The sequence below is a fragment of the Dyadobacter koreensis genome (assembly GCF_900108855.1).
GTDB lineage: Bacteria > Bacteroidota > Bacteroidia > Cytophagales > Spirosomataceae > Dyadobacter > Dyadobacter koreensis.
This window is the reverse complement of sequence record NZ_FNXY01000012.1, coordinates 98,677-113,910: the sequence shown is the minus strand read 5'-3', so window position 1 is coordinate 113,910 and position 15,234 is coordinate 98,677. Positions and strand designations below refer to the sequence as shown.

The following is a 15,234-nucleotide window of genomic DNA, read 5'->3' as shown; positions in this document are numbered from 1 at the left end:
GTTCGGTCCCTATCTGTGGTGGGCGTAGGAAGATTGACGGGGGCTGCCCTTAGTACGAGAGGACCGGGGTGGACCCACCGCTGGTGAATCGGTTGTCCCGCCAGGGGCATGGCCGAGTAGCTATGTGGGGAATAGATAAGCGCTGAAAGCATCTAAGTGCGAAACTAGCCCGAAGATGAATCTTCCACACAAGGGTCGTTGTAGACTACGACGTTGATAGGCTGCAGGTGTACGTGTAGAAATACATTCAGCTGAGCAGTACTAATTACCCAACAGCTTGCATAACTTTTACCTCATTCTCTTTTGCTTCCAATATGACATTGATTATACACTCACAAAGATATTGTTGGTGACTATTGGAATGGACGGTGCGACGATTCGCTTCACCTGTTTCCATCCCGAAGTCACAAATTACCAACAGAAAATCTTGTTGGTGACTATTGGCCTGGTGTTCACCTCTTCCCATCCCGAACAGAGAAGTTAAGCCCAGAACCGCCGATGATACTTGGGTCAAACCTGGTAAAGTAGGTAGTCGCCACAATACTATTATAACAAAAAGCCACTCTGCATAAGGGTGGCTTTTTGCGTTTTTGACCTCTTCCCATCCCGAACAGAGAAGTTAAGCGCGGCTGGCCAAGCCGGGGGCGCCTATATCAGCGTGATCCCGGCCAAAACCGCCGATGATACTTGAACTAGGCGTTCCCGTTCAAACCTGGTAAAGTAGGGGGGACGCCTGGTGTAGTCGTCACAATACCATTTAAAAAAATCCCATCTTCATAAGGAGATGGGATTTTTTTGGTTAACACCATATTAACCTAAACCTGGAGAATAGCAATACTTGTTCCACCTATGTGCTTAATGTTTTTGTATCTGGAATCAGATTTATAAAGCTCGTTTAAGGCAGTCCAAACTCCTTCCCAGTTGGTATAATCATGCCAAATAATTAATCCACCCGGACGCATAATTGACAGAACTTTATTACTGTCATTTAAAACATACTCGTAAGCATGAGATCCATCAATAAAAGCCAGATCGATGGAGTTATGATGGTCTGTAAATGGGTATGTTGCTGAATCTCCAAAAACTTGTGTGATTTTGTCGGCCATTGGGTGTCCTGTAAATCTTTCTCCTGAAACGTCTTTTTTTACATATCTCACTTCTCCTTCTTCAATATTCAGCGCAGTTGTGTTCAAGCCCTCGCTGGGCAAATCTAATGTAGTGATCAATGCTGTGGGATTTGCATTTATAGCCATGTTTAGAGTAGTCCTTCCTTGAAATGTTCCAATTTCAAAAATGCGGTCTGGGTTAAACTTTTTGACTAAGTTGCTGATGACTTTTAATTCGAATTCTGTGGTATGCCCAAATCCGCATTCATAAACTCCCTCATACTGAGCATTGTCATTTCCAAATAACTCAAACACATCGGTTTTTGGAATTACAAAAGGGTCAATGGGAGTTATATCCTGCTGGCCCAATTTAGTTTCATATTGATTGTAGAGAGATAAAAGCTTTTCTCTACGGTCTTTATTCAACATTCCGAGCGAAAGGGTATGGCCAACCCTTCGACAAACACCCAGATATAACCGAAGATTGTTTGAAAAATTTCCCATGCAACTTTACAGTTTATATTATTTTTAAGTAAAATAATATTTATTTCAGAAAATATACAAGAACAGAGAAGACAGATATCAGCGATAGTGGATTAAACTTATTTTGATCCTATGCTTTGTAATCTTGTTAAGGAAAATAACTCAAATTAGGCTTCGGAAATTTTTTACACCTGAATAAGTTCTTTATTGTGCAGCTATGAAATAGGTGTGGTGTACCCGAAAAGTATCTATACCATCTCGCAATCGAATTTTATTTATGAGAAACTGCTAATTATTCCTTGTAAAATCTTTTTCTATTAAAACTCTTTTATGCCCCCCATCACAAACATTATCCCGGAGACTTACTTCTACCGATACACTTCGTGGATTTAATAGGTTTATGATTGAAGGCGGCGGTAACTTTATTTTTGATTGAAAGGGAAAAACAGGCCTTAGCTTTAATGCTCAACAGCTGATCAATTTATTCATCCCGAATGGCCTGGATTCGGCATTCGGACGTTTTAAAGAAAATGAATGCCACACTTTAAAAATGAAATATTTGAGGCCTATCCTCTTAAGCACCCCACACCGTTACAATTAGGTTTCGGGAACCGCCACGATCCCGGTGTTCACATAGATAAATTCCCTGCCAGGTTCCCAGAGCTAATTTCCCGTTACGAATCGGAATCATAACTGAGCTTCCCAGAATAGAAGCTTTAAGATGTGCAGGCATATCATCAGAGCCTTCGTAATCATGTTGGTAATCAGGATCGTTTTCCCTCACAGTTTTATTAAAAAACATTTCGAAATCTTTTCTGACCGTCGGATCTGCGTTTTCATTGATGGTTAATGAAGCGGAAGTATGCTGAATGAATACCTGGCAGATTCCTGCCTTTATTTCAGTGATCTCAGTCATTCTTTTCATAATTTCACCGGTTATCAAATGAAAACCTCTTCTCACTTCCCGTAACTGAATACTCTCCTGATATATTCTCATGTTTTATTGCGTCTTGCTCCGATTTTACTGATCAAGTAAATGTAAAAATAATGCCTGAGTTTTGTCGGGGTACAACAAAAGGAAACAAATTACCTTGTTTCCTTTTGTTAAATCAGGGAATAACCAGTTTATATGCCTTTCGCTGTTTTACTTCTCACCTCTTCCAATGTCGATTTAATAGCGGACTGGTCGAGAACCTTACCTTTAACAATGACTGTATTGATTTTTTCAGTTGCCAAAATATTCAATACCGGGTTTTCGTCCAATAATAAAATGTCAGCTTTTTTTCCTGCAGAAAGACTTCCATATTCCTTTTTATTCAAGAAAAGCGGAGAATTAATGACTGAAGCCTGCAATGCCTGAAGCGGCGTAAGTCCACTTTTTACCATTAGCTGCAATTCTTTATGTAAACCAATTCCCGGATAAACATAAGAATTTAAATAACCGCCGTCTGTTCCTGCCATAATTTTGACTCCGGCTTTTTCCAGCAATGGAAGTAATGAGTTCGATTTGTCATTATATTTTTTTCGGAACGTTATCGCATCCGCATCATCTTTCATGGCACGCTCGACTCGGCCTACATATGTTTTTTGAAGTCCTTTTCCAATATATTGCAGGTATTCATCCTTATTGTGATCGTCCTCGTCGATATGTGATAACAAATGCGGTAGGGAAAGTGTAGGCGTTACAAAAACATTGTTTTTTGCCATTTTTTTATAAGTTGCGAATGCAGCATTTTCATCAAAATCAGCCAGAATTTTATTACTCAATTCTCGACCTTTCAGTTTCCCGGAAGCTGAAAGCTGTGCGATTTCTTTCTCATTTTTTGTGGCTGCTCTTAAAATATAAGACATATGCTCGATCGAACTGATACCGGCAGACATGACGTCATCCATTGTCAGAACAGAGGGAATATGCCCGGAAACTTTATACCCGCGTTTTCTTGCTTCCCGGACACTTTCCAGAAATAGATCGGGCTTCATGGTATTATCCGTTATTTTAACAAAGTCAACCTTTAACCCGTCCAGAGAGTCCAGCCCCTTTTGCAACTCTGCAGACGTTGAAATCTCGATATCTCCCAGCCATACTGATTTGTAACCTTCCAGTTTTGGGCCCGATGTGAAGATAGTCGGCCCCATAAGCGTCCCCTTCTTTATTTCTTCCCGCCATTGAAGAACACTATCACTGATATCGGCAGAGCAATCTCTTACAGTTGTGACTCCATAGGCCAGATATAACGGGAGCAGATTTTTATTTTCATGAACGATTTCCTGCCCGCCGCCAAAATGCACATGCATATCCCATAAGCCTGGAATGGCAAATTTTCCTTTCGCGTTGACCGTTTTCGAAGGCAAAAAACCATTTGCCTTACTTTGATTAAATACGCCTAAGATTGAATCATCTTTGATAACGATATATTGATTTGAATTTACCTTTCCCGATTTTACATCAATTACATTTACGTCGGCAAGAATCAAATCAACTTTTGTTTTCTGAGCAAATGAAGTAGCTGAAAACAAGATCAGCGTTGAAAACAAGAATAACTTTCTCATTTAGTTTTAAGTAAGTAAACGTGGTGTTTTTTAATGTCCGCCAGCTTTTTCAAGCATTGTGACGATTTCCCTGTAACCATTTCTACGCGCATGCGTAAGTGATGTCACGCCGTCTTTATCCGGAATATTTACATCACAACCGGCGTCAATAAGTAGTTTCGTGATCTTCGTTTGAGTTTCGATTCCGCCTTTTCCAATGACCATTACTTCGAGTAAGGCGGTCCAGCCAAGATTATTGATATGGTTTATCGGAAATTTTTTGTCCTTCAATAATTCGATAACTGTTTCAATATGGCCTTTTTCACAAGCAGGGATCAAAGCACTGCCTCCGAAGCGATTGTAAACTTTATAATCTGCTCCGTTTTTTACACATAACCGTACAATTTCAGTAAAGCCTGATGCACCAGCATATAGAAAGGGGCTATTAAGAATATTGTCTTGTGCATTAACGTTTGCGCCTGCATCAATCAATAATGTAACAACGGGTAGCGAGTTTTTGTAAGTTGCAGACATTAAAGGAGTCTCATCTTTGATGTTTCTTATTTCCAAATCCTTTTTTTGTTCAATGTATTCCTTTATTTTATGAATATTATTTTGCTCAACTGCTTGAAAAATTGATTGTTGAGATGTAGTCATCGGTTTAAGTTTTTGAGACTGACAATTTAGGGCGCAAAGCAATACCGGAGAAATTAGCAAAATTGAAAGTCGGATGGACGATAGAGTCATGAGATCTGTATTCAGATGATTTACAAAATTAGTATGAGGGAATTTTGTAAAATGGCACAGATTAGCACATTAACCGGACAGACTATATTTTTTTGCGAAAAGTTAGGGGCGTCTGGTCGGTATACTTTTTGAAAAATCGGGAAAAATATGAAGTGTCGTTAAAACCAAGTGCGTATGCTATTTCCTTGATATCATCATTGGTGAGCTTCAGCATACGTTTTGCTTCTAATAATATTCTGTCTCTGATCTGTTCGCCGGCAGTCAGACCAGATTCTTTTTTACAGACATTATTAAGATAACTTGCTGTTACATGTAGTTTTTCAGCATAAAATGCAACGCTGCTATCCTGATTATAATGCGTTTCCAATAATGTCAGAAAGCTTTGTATTAATCTTCCGTTTTTCTCAGTTGATTCGACCGGATATGTTTCGTCATACCATCTTTTTAGCAGGGCAAGGATTATATGGAGGCGTCTTTGAATGACGACCTCGGAATAAGTTAAATTTCTTTCTATTTCAGTTTCAATCAAAATAAGTTCAGCCGAGACTTCGCTAAAATTCTTATCTGTGATTTTTAAAAAGGGAAACGATTTCGGTTTAAAAAACGGAGTGTCCGGGTGACCTCCTGGTAGGAATTCAGGTGCAAACAGAATTTGATATCCCGTGGTTTCCGGAGCCAGATTCCATTCATGTGCCTGCCCCGGAGCAAGAAAGAAAACGGTAAAATCAGAAACTACGTAATTTTCAAAATCAATGGAGTGAGTTCCGGAACCGTGTCCAACGATTAGTAACATGTAAAAATCATGTTTATGGGCCTCATTGATGAGCGGCATGTTGATAGGTGCATGGCGCATCATTTTAAAAGATTCCGAAAAAGACGGAGCTTTCATAATTTTATCAATTCCCAGGATCGGTAGCATAAGGGTAAAAATAACCTAACTTTCCTGTAACACAAAACGGGATTCCAGATGTCATTCTGAAATCCCGTTTGATAGTCAAAGAGAAGAATATTACATGCCTTTCACAACTTTTCTGAAAGCACGGTCATTTCCTTGCTTAATTTCTAAAATGTATATGCCGATTGGCAAGCTTGATATGTCGATTTGTTTAATCTCCGAAGCGTTTCCAGACTGAATTTGAATTTTCTTGTGAAGTCTTCCAACTCCGGCATCAAAAAGGTTGATTTCAATCGGTGCGTTACTTTTATTTTTCATATCAACCGTGACATGGTTCACACTCGGATTAGGATAAACCTCAACCGAATTGTGTAGACTTAACGGTTCTTCCAACGGAGCGGCAAGAGCGTTTACAAAAAAAATCGAATCCACTGCGGCTTGTCTGGCATTTGATGCCGACGACGGAATAATAAAGGTTGGCGTTTCTGTTGCTGTAATTGTTAAATTTCCACCAAACGCGTCAACTTCTTCCATATCCATATTATCACTTCCAGCCTTTGGACGATACACTTTGACACTGTTAAAATTGCCAATATTCAGAGTATGATTCACAGTTCTGCCTTTTTCATCCGGAACTGTCAAAATATAAAGTGACTTTCCGTTCAGCTCATATCGATCGACAATGGGATCCTGATTTGTTGTTTCCTTATACATATACTCACCAAAAAGCTTATTAGCCTGAAGGAAATAATCAGCAGCTGGCCGGCGGGACATGTCGGAATTAATCAGCCCGGAAGTACCAAACATTCCACCAGAAGTGTTGTCATCATACATCTGGTAAAAGAATACTTTTGATACACCGTGGCGGGCGGAAAATAAAGAAGTTCTTAAAATCCAGTCTCCCTGAGTTTCAAAAGCCGTTTTGTTTCCAATTGGAATTGCCTTTAACGGACTTTCCTGATGGACATCATAGCCAGCTTCCGTAATCCAAACGGGCATATCCTGTGAAACATCGTGAGAAACTTCTGCAAATCTTTCCAGAATCGTGTTAGCGTTGGTCACTTCCGGTGCAGCGCCACGAGTGGAAGTCCCACTCTGAGAAGAAGAACCGTCGTCTGTATATAAGTGGAAATTCACAACGTCCCAGCATAGATCAACCGAGCCGTCCGGCTTATATCCACGGAATTCTTTACACCAGTCAACCATTCCCTTTACATAATCAGAACCCGTTACCAATCCTGCAATAACTACTTTCATATTCGGGTCGGCGTTTTTTATACCAACGGCTGGCCCCATCGTATTTTTGTGGCCATCATAAAAAGCAGATAAGTTGGCGGCATATTCGCGTGCTGTCTGGTATGCTTTTCTCCCTTTCCACCATTTATCCCGCTCATTGTCACATTCAATGTACTTAATTAGGTTCATTCCGATTTTTATAGAGTTTGGCGTATCGTTGTACCATCTCGGAATTGTGTAAACGCTTAGTAAAGAAGGATTTACTGCCGTATTGCTTCCGTAACGGGCAGCGTATTGAAACGCGACCTTGGCCTGTTCGATGTAAGACAGCGGATCTGCGAAATCTTTACCAAAACGCACCGGGACATTTTCCCCATCCCGTTGTCCGTCAGGGTAAGAATCTTGCATCCATCCCGGAATTTGTTTCAGGCAGGCCAAAACTTCAATGTTGGCGGCTTTACAACGCTCGTAAATTGCATCATAATTCCATCCGCCGCTAAGCGTAGGGTTAAATGAAAATACTCCCTCCGAAGATTCAAGTTTTTCCCAGTCCATATAATGCCGGATACCTGAAAAACTTTTTGCCACATTCATTCTGTCTTCGTTGATCTGCCAAGGCGTGTTACCATCCTCGAAATTCCATTCGTAAGCATTTACACCAAATAAGTCACGTAGTTTAATATTTTTTGCCGGAACGGGTGTGACAGGTTTTGTCCCTCCTGTATGCGTACCGTAAAATTCAATTTCAGTAGGTAAGCCACTTTTAATATTGATGACCAGATAGCGGATATTAGAAATCGGCTGATCAAGCTTGAACTGGGCATTTCCTGAAAGTTGTCTGTCTGGGTAAGGGCCAACCCAACCGTTGTAAACTTCACCGGTAAAGGTAGCAATTGGAATGCGTTCCCACTGATCCGTAATAACCGATATTGTCATCGGGTTTTCTGAGAAGTTACCCATGAAGTCAAAGAGCTTGATACTTTCCAATGTAAGTTGTTCTCCGTCCAGCAGCGGATAATAGGCATCCCACGAACTTAGGGCCAGTCCCCAACCCAACTGCACATCCGTTTGTGTATCTCCGTCAAACAGTCCGTCAAGGCCTCTTGCCGTATTATTTAATTGATACCAACGCTTCGGATCAAGAGTGATTTTTTCACCTTTTATAGGCTCGTCAGGAGTAGTTGCCGGTTGAATCACCTGATTTCTTGTAATATTTCCCGCAGCCAGAAAATTGGCACTTTCTGCCTGTACAGCAGTAATCGTGACGGTGCCTTCTGCGTGGATCGTCGCTTTCCAATTACCCGTTTCGTTCGATACCGATACGATCGAGGGATTTGAGGAGATAAATGTTATCGGTGTCTCGGTATTAGTACTTGTTGCAACCAGATCAAAAACTCCAGAGCCTAAACCTTTTGCAGAAAGTTCGGGGAAGGTGATAACGGCCTGGACTTTTTCAGGTATTGACAGGTCTTTTGTAACTTCAAACCAGTTGAAATTAAACGCACCTTTTTTAGCATAAATTCTTAAAATTTGGCTACCTGCTGAAAGATTAGCTGTTGTGCTGATGGTGGTATACGTTTGCCAGCCTCCTGTGCGGGGCACATTTACTTGTCCCAACACATTTCCTGAGGTATTTTTTATTTCAATCATACCATCGCCATAACTATTCGCTACGCGGAAATTGAAAGCGTAAGAACCGGCAGAAGTAACATTGACGTTATAATCTATAAAATCTTCGTCATCAATGTAACTTACATTTTTAACTCCGTCGATATCGCCTGTGTCTTCTGTTCTGATATCACTCGAAACGTCATAATTTTCTGCTTCAATTTTTCCCGGCAAAGTTTTCGAACCAACGGCCTCAAACCAGTTTAAGCTGAAAACTCCTTTTTTCGCGAATACGCGGATCAACTGATCGCCGGCTGGCAGAGAAGCAGTTACGTTCGTCGTGCCCCAGCCTTGCATTCCTCCGGTACGCGGAAGATTATTAATTGTACCTAAAACAGTCCCGTCCGCTGCACGAAGTTCGAGAGAGGCGTCATCACTGAAACCATTTGCAAACCGGAATTTAAAAGTATAAAGGCCTGCTGTTACCACTTTGACGTTGTAATCAAGCCAGCTGTTATCCCCAATCCAGCCAACATCCAACCCGCCTTCTGCATCGGCTGTTGCTTCGGTACCAAGTCCGTTAGTTGCCGAAAAATCTTCCGCTTCGATTTTCCCGGGAATAAGATTTGCTTTTTTAGCTTCAAACCAGTTGAAATTAAATGACCCGCGGTTAGCATAGATACGGATAACCTGACTTCCTGCTGCCAATGAAGCAGTTGTACTAATAGTTGTATATGTTTGCCATCCGCCTGTTTGTGGTACATCGACATTGCCTAAAACAGTTCCACTTGCATTTTTTATCTGAATATTTCCATTTCCCCAACTGTTGGCGACACGGAAATTGAATACGTAATTACCCGCAGAAGCTACATTGATATTGTAATCCAGAAAATCTGCGTCGTCAATGTAACTGACATTTTTTGCACCGTCAACGTCCCCCGTATCTTCCGTTCTGATATCGCTGGAGAGATCGTAATCTTCTGCCTGGATTTTTCCTGGTAATGATGTCGAACCTTTAACCTCAAACCAGTTTAAACTAAAAACTCCTTTTTTTGCAAAAACACGCAAAGTTTGTGTTCCCGCTGGCAAGTAGGCAGTCAGGCTCGCGTGTCCCCAGCCTTGCATCCCGCCCGTTCTTGGAAGATTATTTATTTCACCCAAAACTGTCCCATCTGATGACTTCAAGGAAAGTGCGGCGTCGTCGCTGAATCCATTTGCGACGCGGAATTTGAAAGTGTAAACTCCGGATGTTAAGACCTTTAATTCGTAATCCATCCAGGCGTTATCGCCAATCCAGCCGATATCCAATCCTCCTCCAAGATCTCCTGTATTTTCAGTTCCTGCGTTGTGTATAGCAGTATAAGATTCAGCTTCTATTTTTCCGGGAATCAGATTTTCCTGAACAGCTTCAAACCAGTTGAAATTAAATAAACCACTTTTAGCGAAAATCCTGATCGTTTGTACACCGGCAGGAAGTGCTGCTTGGGTGCTGACCGTAACATAATTTTGCCAACCGCCAGTCTGTGGAATATTTGCCTGACCGAGGACAGTTCCATCTATGTTCCTCAGTTCCAAAATTCCGTTTCCATGGCTGTTTGCAACCCTGAAATTAAAGGTATAGGCACCTGCAATCGTTACGTCAACCTGGTAATCCATCCAGTCTCCGTCTTCAATGTAGCCAACGTTTTGTCCACCGCCAGCATCACCGGTTGTTTCAACTGCTACCCCGCTCATTTGGGTAAAGCTTTCTGCTTCCAGCTTACCTGGAAATGAAGGAATTGTCTGAGAAAAACTCAGCGCAGCAGTCAAAAGAAGAATTAAGCAGAGGAGAAGTTTTCTCATAGATGATCTGTTAAAATTTTTCATCTAAGATACTGTTTGTTTCAAATTTTTTTGGACAAAATTTTATATTTGTAGAAAAAATTCGCTGCGTTGGGTAAAATAAATGCTCTATATAAACCGAAGAAGCGCCATGTTAAAACTTGACGCTTCTTCGGTTTATCTTTCTAAGATTAAGTTTAGGCCGCCACCATTTCCGAGCAAGCCTCAGCGCATTTACGGCACGCCTCAGCACATAGTTCGCAGTGCTTCATTCCCATTTCTGCATGTTTTTCACATTCTTCGGCGCAAGCATTACAAACGTTCGCGCATACCTTACATAGGTCATCCGCGAATTCACTGTCCAAGGTCAATAATTGTGCAGTAGCGTAACATAGTGCGGCACATTGTAAATCAAGATTGATACACTTTGCCTGCATATTTACATCTTTTTCTTTCAGGCAAGCGCTTGCGCAGTAGTTGCAGGCTGCGGCACATGCGTTACAAAGGTCGATACAATTTTGTAGTGTCGGGCTGGTCATATTTTTTTCGTTTAGACATTGATGAGTTATAAAGGCATTAATAAAATCCTGCCAGCTGGTTTTTAGAAAATATGTTGAAGTGAGCGGTCAAAATTTTTTGCCTTAGAAAGGTTATCTTTATGAAAATTTTGAAATTGATCTAACTATGCTAATCAAACAAAAACACCTCGAAGGGATTAAGGCGGGCACTATTTCACTGGCTTTTCGTAAGTGGAAAAAGCTGGCTGTGACTGCCGGAAGTCTGGTGAAAACCAGTGTGGGTGTGATAAAAATTGTTTCAACGAAAGAAATATCTTTAAAAGAAATAACTGATTCAGAAGCTAATAAGGCTGGCTTTTCAAGCGCTCAGGCATTGATTCAGCTCTTGGAAAGTCAGAAAGACGGTCTGATATACAAGATAGAAGTTGCGTTCGATTCAGAAGATCCGCGCGTTGAGTTAAGGGAAAATGTCACGCTGGAAGATGAGGATTTTGAAACATTGAAAGCAGCTTTGGACAATTTGGACAAATTCAGCAAAGTGGGTAAATGGACAACCAAAACGTTGCAGGTTATTCAGGAAAACCCCAAAATGAAAGCTGCCGATCTCGCTGTCAAAGCGAAGAAAGAAAAAGAATGGCTCAAATTAAATATCAGAAAGCTGAAAGGGCTGGGACTTACGATCAGTCATGAACCCGGGTACACATTATCGCCTAGGGGAGAAGAATATTTAAGATTGATAAGCAAGTGATTTAAAAGCCGGATATTGTCCGGCTTTTTCCGTTTTAACCAATAAACGTAACTGAGATACTCCAAATCCACTTTTAATCAGGAATGGTTATTGTAAATACGTCTGCATAGTAGTTTGTGATTACTCAAATAAACATGTGGGGTATGAATAATGACGGACCAATAATTGTCATTGAAGATGATTTGGAAGACCAGTTTTTAATTGGCGAGACATTTAAAAATCTCGCTTACGAAAATCCGGTGCTGTTTTTTGAAGATGGCTACAAGGCTCTGGAGTACTTAAACGAGACAGACGCAAAGCCATTGCTGATTTTGTCGGACATTAATTTACCGAGAATCAATGGAATGGAAGTGCGGGATGAGGTACAACGTAATGAGCATATCAGAGTGAAGTGCATTCCTTATCTGCTTTTTACAACTGCGACGAATCAGAAATTTGTTATTGATGCCTATTGTTCTTCGATACAAGGGTTTTTTCAGAAGCCAGCTTCATTTCAGGATTTCGAAAAAACGATCCGGATCATTGTGGATTATTGGAAGGTGTGCATCAGGCCAGATGAATGTTAATAAATTACCAGCACTATGAAAACACTTACTTCGAGAATTGAGATTGTCCAGGGTGATATAACCAAATTAAATACAGACGCCATCGTAAACGCAGCAAATTCTTCACTGCTCGGTGGCGGAGGCGTGGATGGAGCCATTCACCGGGCGGGTGGTCCTGAAATATTGGAAGCCTGTAAGAAAATTGTAGAAATACAGGGCGGTTGCCAGACTGGTGAAGCTGTCATTACGACTGCCGGGAAGTTGCCTTCCAGGTTTATTATCCATACTGTCGGCCCTGTGTGGCGTGGCGGGAAAAATGACGAACAGGAGAAATTGGCGTCCTGTTATATTAATTCCCTGCAGCTTGCGGTGATCAATGACTGTCAATCCGTTGCGTTCCCCAATATCAGTACCGGAGTTTATGGATTCCCTAAAGTGCAGGCCGCTCGGATTGCTGTGAATACAGTTTCGGGCTTCCTTTCAAAAAATAATAGAATCGAAAAGGTGATCTTTGTCTGCTTTGATGAAGAAAATTATCGTCTGATTAAAGAGCAATTGAATGTTTTAAGCATGTATTCCTGAAAATTATATTTTTTGATTTATTTTTTGAACTTTAAAAATATAATTATTCAAAAAGTTTTCAGGCAGAAAAACAATGTGAAAATCAAGAACTCAGACTGATATTTATTGTTGTTTAAATATGGGCTAACCCATTTATGGTCAGGGTTAGTTGTTATCCAACCAATTTGAACGACACGTTGAAATTACCAGAAAAGCACGACGCATACTCCGCACTTCGTTTTCCCGAATTCCGTTATTTTCTTGCCAACAGCTTTTTGTACCGGTCCGCACTTCTTATTCAGGAGGTGATTATCGGGTACGAATTATATCGGTTAACTCACGATCCGCTTGCCTTGGGTATGATCGGTTTGGCAGAAGTTTTACCATTCATCGCCGTATCGCTGTTCGGCGGTCACGTAGCCGATCGCTATGACAGAAGAATAATTCTTCGGATCAGTCTGTCGGTTATTATTGCTGGTTCTGCAATTCTATATTTTTTATTCCAGCCGGAATGGATTGCAGCGCTGAATACAAACCAGCATTTATGGTCGGTTTATTCGGTATTTTTTCTGATCGGTTTGGCGAAAGGATTTTATTCGCCAGCTTCGTCATCTTTGAAACCATTTCTGGTACCAAGAGAATTTTATTCGAATTCATCCACATGGAGCAGCACTTTCTCCCAGGCCGGAGCAGTTTTAGGACCTGGAATTGCAGGTTTTTTGTATGTCTATCTTGGCCTGACCGAAACACTGCTCGGCATTATGCTTACAATGGTATTTTGTCTTGTGCTGATCACATTGATAAAAACGAACCCTATCAACGTTCGTAAAGGAGGTATTTCTATTTGGGAAAGTCTTCGCGATGGGCTAAAATTTGTTTTCAGTACCAAGATTATTTTATACGCACTTTCACTGGATATGTTTTCGGTACTGTTTGGTGGGGTGATCGCGATTCTGCCTGTTTTCGCAGAAGATATTTTGCATGTAGGACCGGAAGGTCTGGGATTATTACGCGCTTCGCCATCGGTAGGTGCGTTGATAACGATGTTCGCTATGGCGCATTTTCCACCGACGCACCAGGCGTGGCGCAATATGCTGATCGCTGTGGCCGGCTTTGGCGTTTTTACAATTATTTTTTCATTATCGACCAATTTCTGGCTGTCGTGCGTGGCTCTTTTCGCGACTGGTGTTTGTGATAGTATCAGCGTAGTAATTCGCCAAACGATTATGCAGATTTTTCCGCCGGATGAAATGCGTGGTCGGGTAGCTTCGGTAAGTGGGATTTTTGTCAGTTCATCAAATGAACTTGGCGCGTTTGAATCAGGACTGGCGGCAAGAATTGCAGGCCCAATTCCAACTGTTTTAGCCGGTGGAGCGATTACGCTTCTAGTCGTTACATATGTTTATTTAAAGTCGAAAGATTTATTTGCGATGCGGTTGACTTGAGATAGATTTTAAACAAAAAGGGCATTGTTTTGACTAAAACAATGCCCTTTTTGTTTACAGCTAAATTCCTACCGCTTAAAAAACTTCGAGAAAAACAACGCCTGATAGCCAATTGCGTTACTCCAGTATTCCCAGTTGTGTGCTCCTTTCCGACTTATGAAATCGTGCGGGATATTGTTATCCAAAAGCTTATTGTGCAGCTTCAAGTTAACGCCGTAAAAGAAATCCTCGGTTCCACAATCGATGATCAGCGGAAGTGATTTGGCTGTCAATAAATGCGTTAAATTAATAACGCTGCTATTATCCCATCGCTCTGGAAATTCTGAATATGATCCCAGTCTTTTTGCAAGATCCCAGTTTAGGGGAAATGGTCTTAAATCTACACCTCCGCTCATACTGCCCGCCGCTCCGAAAACATCCTGATGTTTGAAAGCAATATACAAAGCACCATGGCCGCCCATGCTCAAACCTGTTATCGCCCGTCCTTCTTTTGTATTGATCGTTTTATAATGCGAATCGATCCAGGCCGGAAGTTCAGTGCTGACATACGTTTCGTACTTCCAGTTTTTATCAACCGGACTGTCAAAATACCAGCTTGAAAAATTGCCATCCGGGCAAACAATGATCATTTTATATTGATCTGCATAATCTGCTACTGTTTTTACTTTACTGATCCAGTCTGCCTGATTGCCGCTATAACCATGTAGAAGATATAAAACCGGGAATTTGTCTGACGGATTGATCGCCTCGGGGGTGATAACAACAGCCTTGATATTCTTCTTCATGGAAGTACTATATGTTGACACAGTATCAACTTTGGACGCTTTTGCGGAAATGAAACCGGATAAAAAGAAAACGAAGGCAATCAGTTTTTTCATTTTAGAAAGAGATAATCGGCCAGGGATCATGAAGGTTTTGGATATTTTATAGTATAAATTAACAAAAAGGTGACTTTCAGTAACAAATCCCAAAGTTAAACTCTCAACCTCTCT

The 15,234-nt window shown here is 41.1% G+C and carries 12 protein-coding genes and 2 rRNA genes; 6 read left to right on the top strand and 8 right to left on the bottom strand.

All coding sequences use genetic code 11. From position 1 onward, the window contains the following. Both BMY70_RS30240 and rrf read left to right on the top strand, forming a co-directional pair. Positions 1-285 (top strand): 23S ribosomal RNA (locus tag BMY70_RS30240); the annotation flags it as partial. A 144-nt stretch (positions 286-429) separates the two neighbouring features. Next, positions 430-541 (top strand): 5S ribosomal RNA (gene rrf / locus BMY70_RS30235). A gap of 274 nt (positions 542-815) precedes the next feature. Here the strand turns inward: rrf and BMY70_RS30230 are convergent. From BMY70_RS30230 to BMY70_RS30200, 7 genes are all read right to left on the bottom strand, one after another. Further along, positions 816-1,610 carry a class I SAM-dependent methyltransferase gene (locus BMY70_RS30230; protein WP_090342334.1) on the bottom strand — a complete coding sequence of 265 codons (795 nt, stop codon included), beginning with the start codon at positions 1,608-1,610 and terminating at the stop codon, positions 816-818. A 553-nt stretch (positions 1,611-2,163) separates the two neighbouring features. Next, a complete protein-coding gene (locus tag BMY70_RS30225; protein WP_090342328.1) occupies positions 2,164-2,586 on the bottom strand; it encodes a secondary thiamine-phosphate synthase enzyme YjbQ in 423 nt (140 codons plus the stop codon). Positions 2,587-2,714: 128 nt separating this feature from the next. Continuing rightward, positions 2,715-4,139 (bottom strand): amidohydrolase family protein, encoded by a 1,425-nt coding sequence (locus BMY70_RS30220; protein ID WP_090342324.1) that lies wholly within the window; start codon positions 4,137-4,139, stop codon positions 2,715-2,717. A gap of 30 nt (positions 4,140-4,169) precedes the next feature. Continuing rightward, the gene (locus BMY70_RS30215; RefSeq protein WP_374754733.1) at positions 4,170-4,865 is read right to left on the bottom strand and encodes an ankyrin repeat domain-containing protein; all 696 of its coding nucleotides are present in this window, start codon (positions 4,863-4,865) and stop codon (positions 4,170-4,172) included. An 82-nt stretch (positions 4,866-4,947) separates the two neighbouring features. Then, the gene (locus BMY70_RS30210; protein ID WP_090342318.1) at positions 4,948-5,784 is read right to left on the bottom strand and encodes a helix-turn-helix domain-containing protein; all 837 of its coding nucleotides are present in this window, start codon (positions 5,782-5,784) and stop codon (positions 4,948-4,950) included. 90 nt (positions 5,785-5,874) lie between these two features. Further along, positions 5,875-10,446, bottom strand: a complete 4,572-nt coding sequence (locus tag BMY70_RS30205; RefSeq protein WP_229209831.1) for a carbohydrate-binding protein — start codon at positions 10,444-10,446, stop codon at positions 5,875-5,877. A gap of 176 nt (positions 10,447-10,622) precedes the next feature. Then, positions 10,623-10,964, bottom strand: a complete 342-nt coding sequence (locus BMY70_RS30200) for a four-helix bundle copper-binding protein (RefSeq protein WP_090342309.1) — start codon at positions 10,962-10,964, stop codon at positions 10,623-10,625. A 145-nt stretch (positions 10,965-11,109) separates the two neighbouring features. Between BMY70_RS30200 and BMY70_RS30195 the strand changes: the two genes are divergently transcribed. From BMY70_RS30195 to BMY70_RS30180, 4 genes are all read left to right on the top strand, one after another. Then, positions 11,110-11,691 (top strand): ASCH domain-containing protein, encoded by a 582-nt coding sequence (locus BMY70_RS30195; protein ID WP_090342305.1) that lies wholly within the window; start codon positions 11,110-11,112, stop codon positions 11,689-11,691. Positions 11,692-11,834: 143 nt separating this feature from the next. Next, positions 11,835-12,257, top strand: a complete 423-nt coding sequence (locus BMY70_RS30190; protein WP_090342359.1) for a response regulator — start codon at positions 11,835-11,837, stop codon at positions 12,255-12,257. Between the two features lie 15 nt (positions 12,258-12,272). Beyond that, positions 12,273-12,818: an O-acetyl-ADP-ribose deacetylase gene (locus BMY70_RS30185; protein ID WP_090342302.1), complete on the top strand. Its 546-nt coding sequence runs from the start codon at positions 12,273-12,275 to the stop codon at positions 12,816-12,818. 134 nt (positions 12,819-12,952) lie between these two features. After that, a complete protein-coding gene (locus tag BMY70_RS30180; RefSeq protein WP_090342299.1) occupies positions 12,953-14,242 on the top strand; it encodes an MFS transporter in 1,290 nt (429 codons plus the stop codon). Positions 14,243-14,310: 68 nt separating this feature from the next. Here BMY70_RS30180 and BMY70_RS30175 read toward each other — a convergent pair whose 3' ends face one another. Beyond that, on the bottom strand, positions 14,311-15,120 hold the full coding sequence (locus tag BMY70_RS30175) for an alpha/beta hydrolase (RefSeq protein WP_090342295.1): 810 nt from the start codon (positions 15,118-15,120) through the stop codon (positions 14,311-14,313). Positions 15,121-15,234 lie beyond the last annotated feature (114 nt).

What these genes read in the sequence shown, in the direction of transcription:
- BMY70_RS30210 (WP_090342318.1), bottom strand. Translation starts at nt 5,784, where the DNA reads ATGCTACCGATCCTGGGAATTGATAAAATTATGAAAGCTCCGTCTTTT.
- BMY70_RS30200 (WP_090342309.1), bottom strand. Translation starts at nt 10,964, where the DNA reads ATGACCAGCCCGACACTACAAAATTGTATCGACCTTTGTAACGCATGT.
- BMY70_RS30205 (WP_229209831.1), bottom strand. Translation starts at nt 10,446, where the DNA reads ATGAGAAAACTTCTCCTCTGCTTAATTCTTCTTTTGACTGCTGCGCTG.
- BMY70_RS30175 (WP_090342295.1), bottom strand. Translation starts at nt 15,120, where the DNA reads ATGAAAAAACTGATTGCCTTCGTTTTCTTTTTATCCGGTTTCATTTCC.
- BMY70_RS30195 (WP_090342305.1), top strand. Translation starts at nt 11,110, where the DNA reads ATGCTAATCAAACAAAAACACCTCGAAGGGATTAAGGCGGGCACTATT.
- BMY70_RS30230 (WP_090342334.1), bottom strand. Translation starts at nt 1,610, where the DNA reads ATGGGAAATTTTTCAAACAATCTTCGGTTATATCTGGGTGTTTGTCGA.
- BMY70_RS30180 (WP_090342299.1), top strand. Translation starts at nt 12,953, where the DNA reads ATGGTCAGGGTTAGTTGTTATCCAACCAATTTGAACGACACGTTGAAA.
- BMY70_RS30220 (WP_090342324.1), bottom strand. Translation starts at nt 4,139, where the DNA reads ATGAGAAAGTTATTCTTGTTTTCAACGCTGATCTTGTTTTCAGCTACT.
- BMY70_RS30215 (WP_374754733.1), bottom strand. Translation starts at nt 4,865, where the DNA reads ATGACTCTATCGTCCATCCGACTTTCAATTTTGCTAATTTCTCCGGTA.
- BMY70_RS30225 (WP_090342328.1), bottom strand. Translation starts at nt 2,586, where the DNA reads ATGAGAATATATCAGGAGAGTATTCAGTTACGGGAAGTGAGAAGAGGT.
- BMY70_RS30190 (WP_090342359.1), top strand. Translation starts at nt 11,835, where the DNA reads ATGAATAATGACGGACCAATAATTGTCATTGAAGATGATTTGGAAGAC.
- BMY70_RS30185 (WP_090342302.1), top strand. Translation starts at nt 12,273, where the DNA reads ATGAAAACACTTACTTCGAGAATTGAGATTGTCCAGGGTGATATAACC.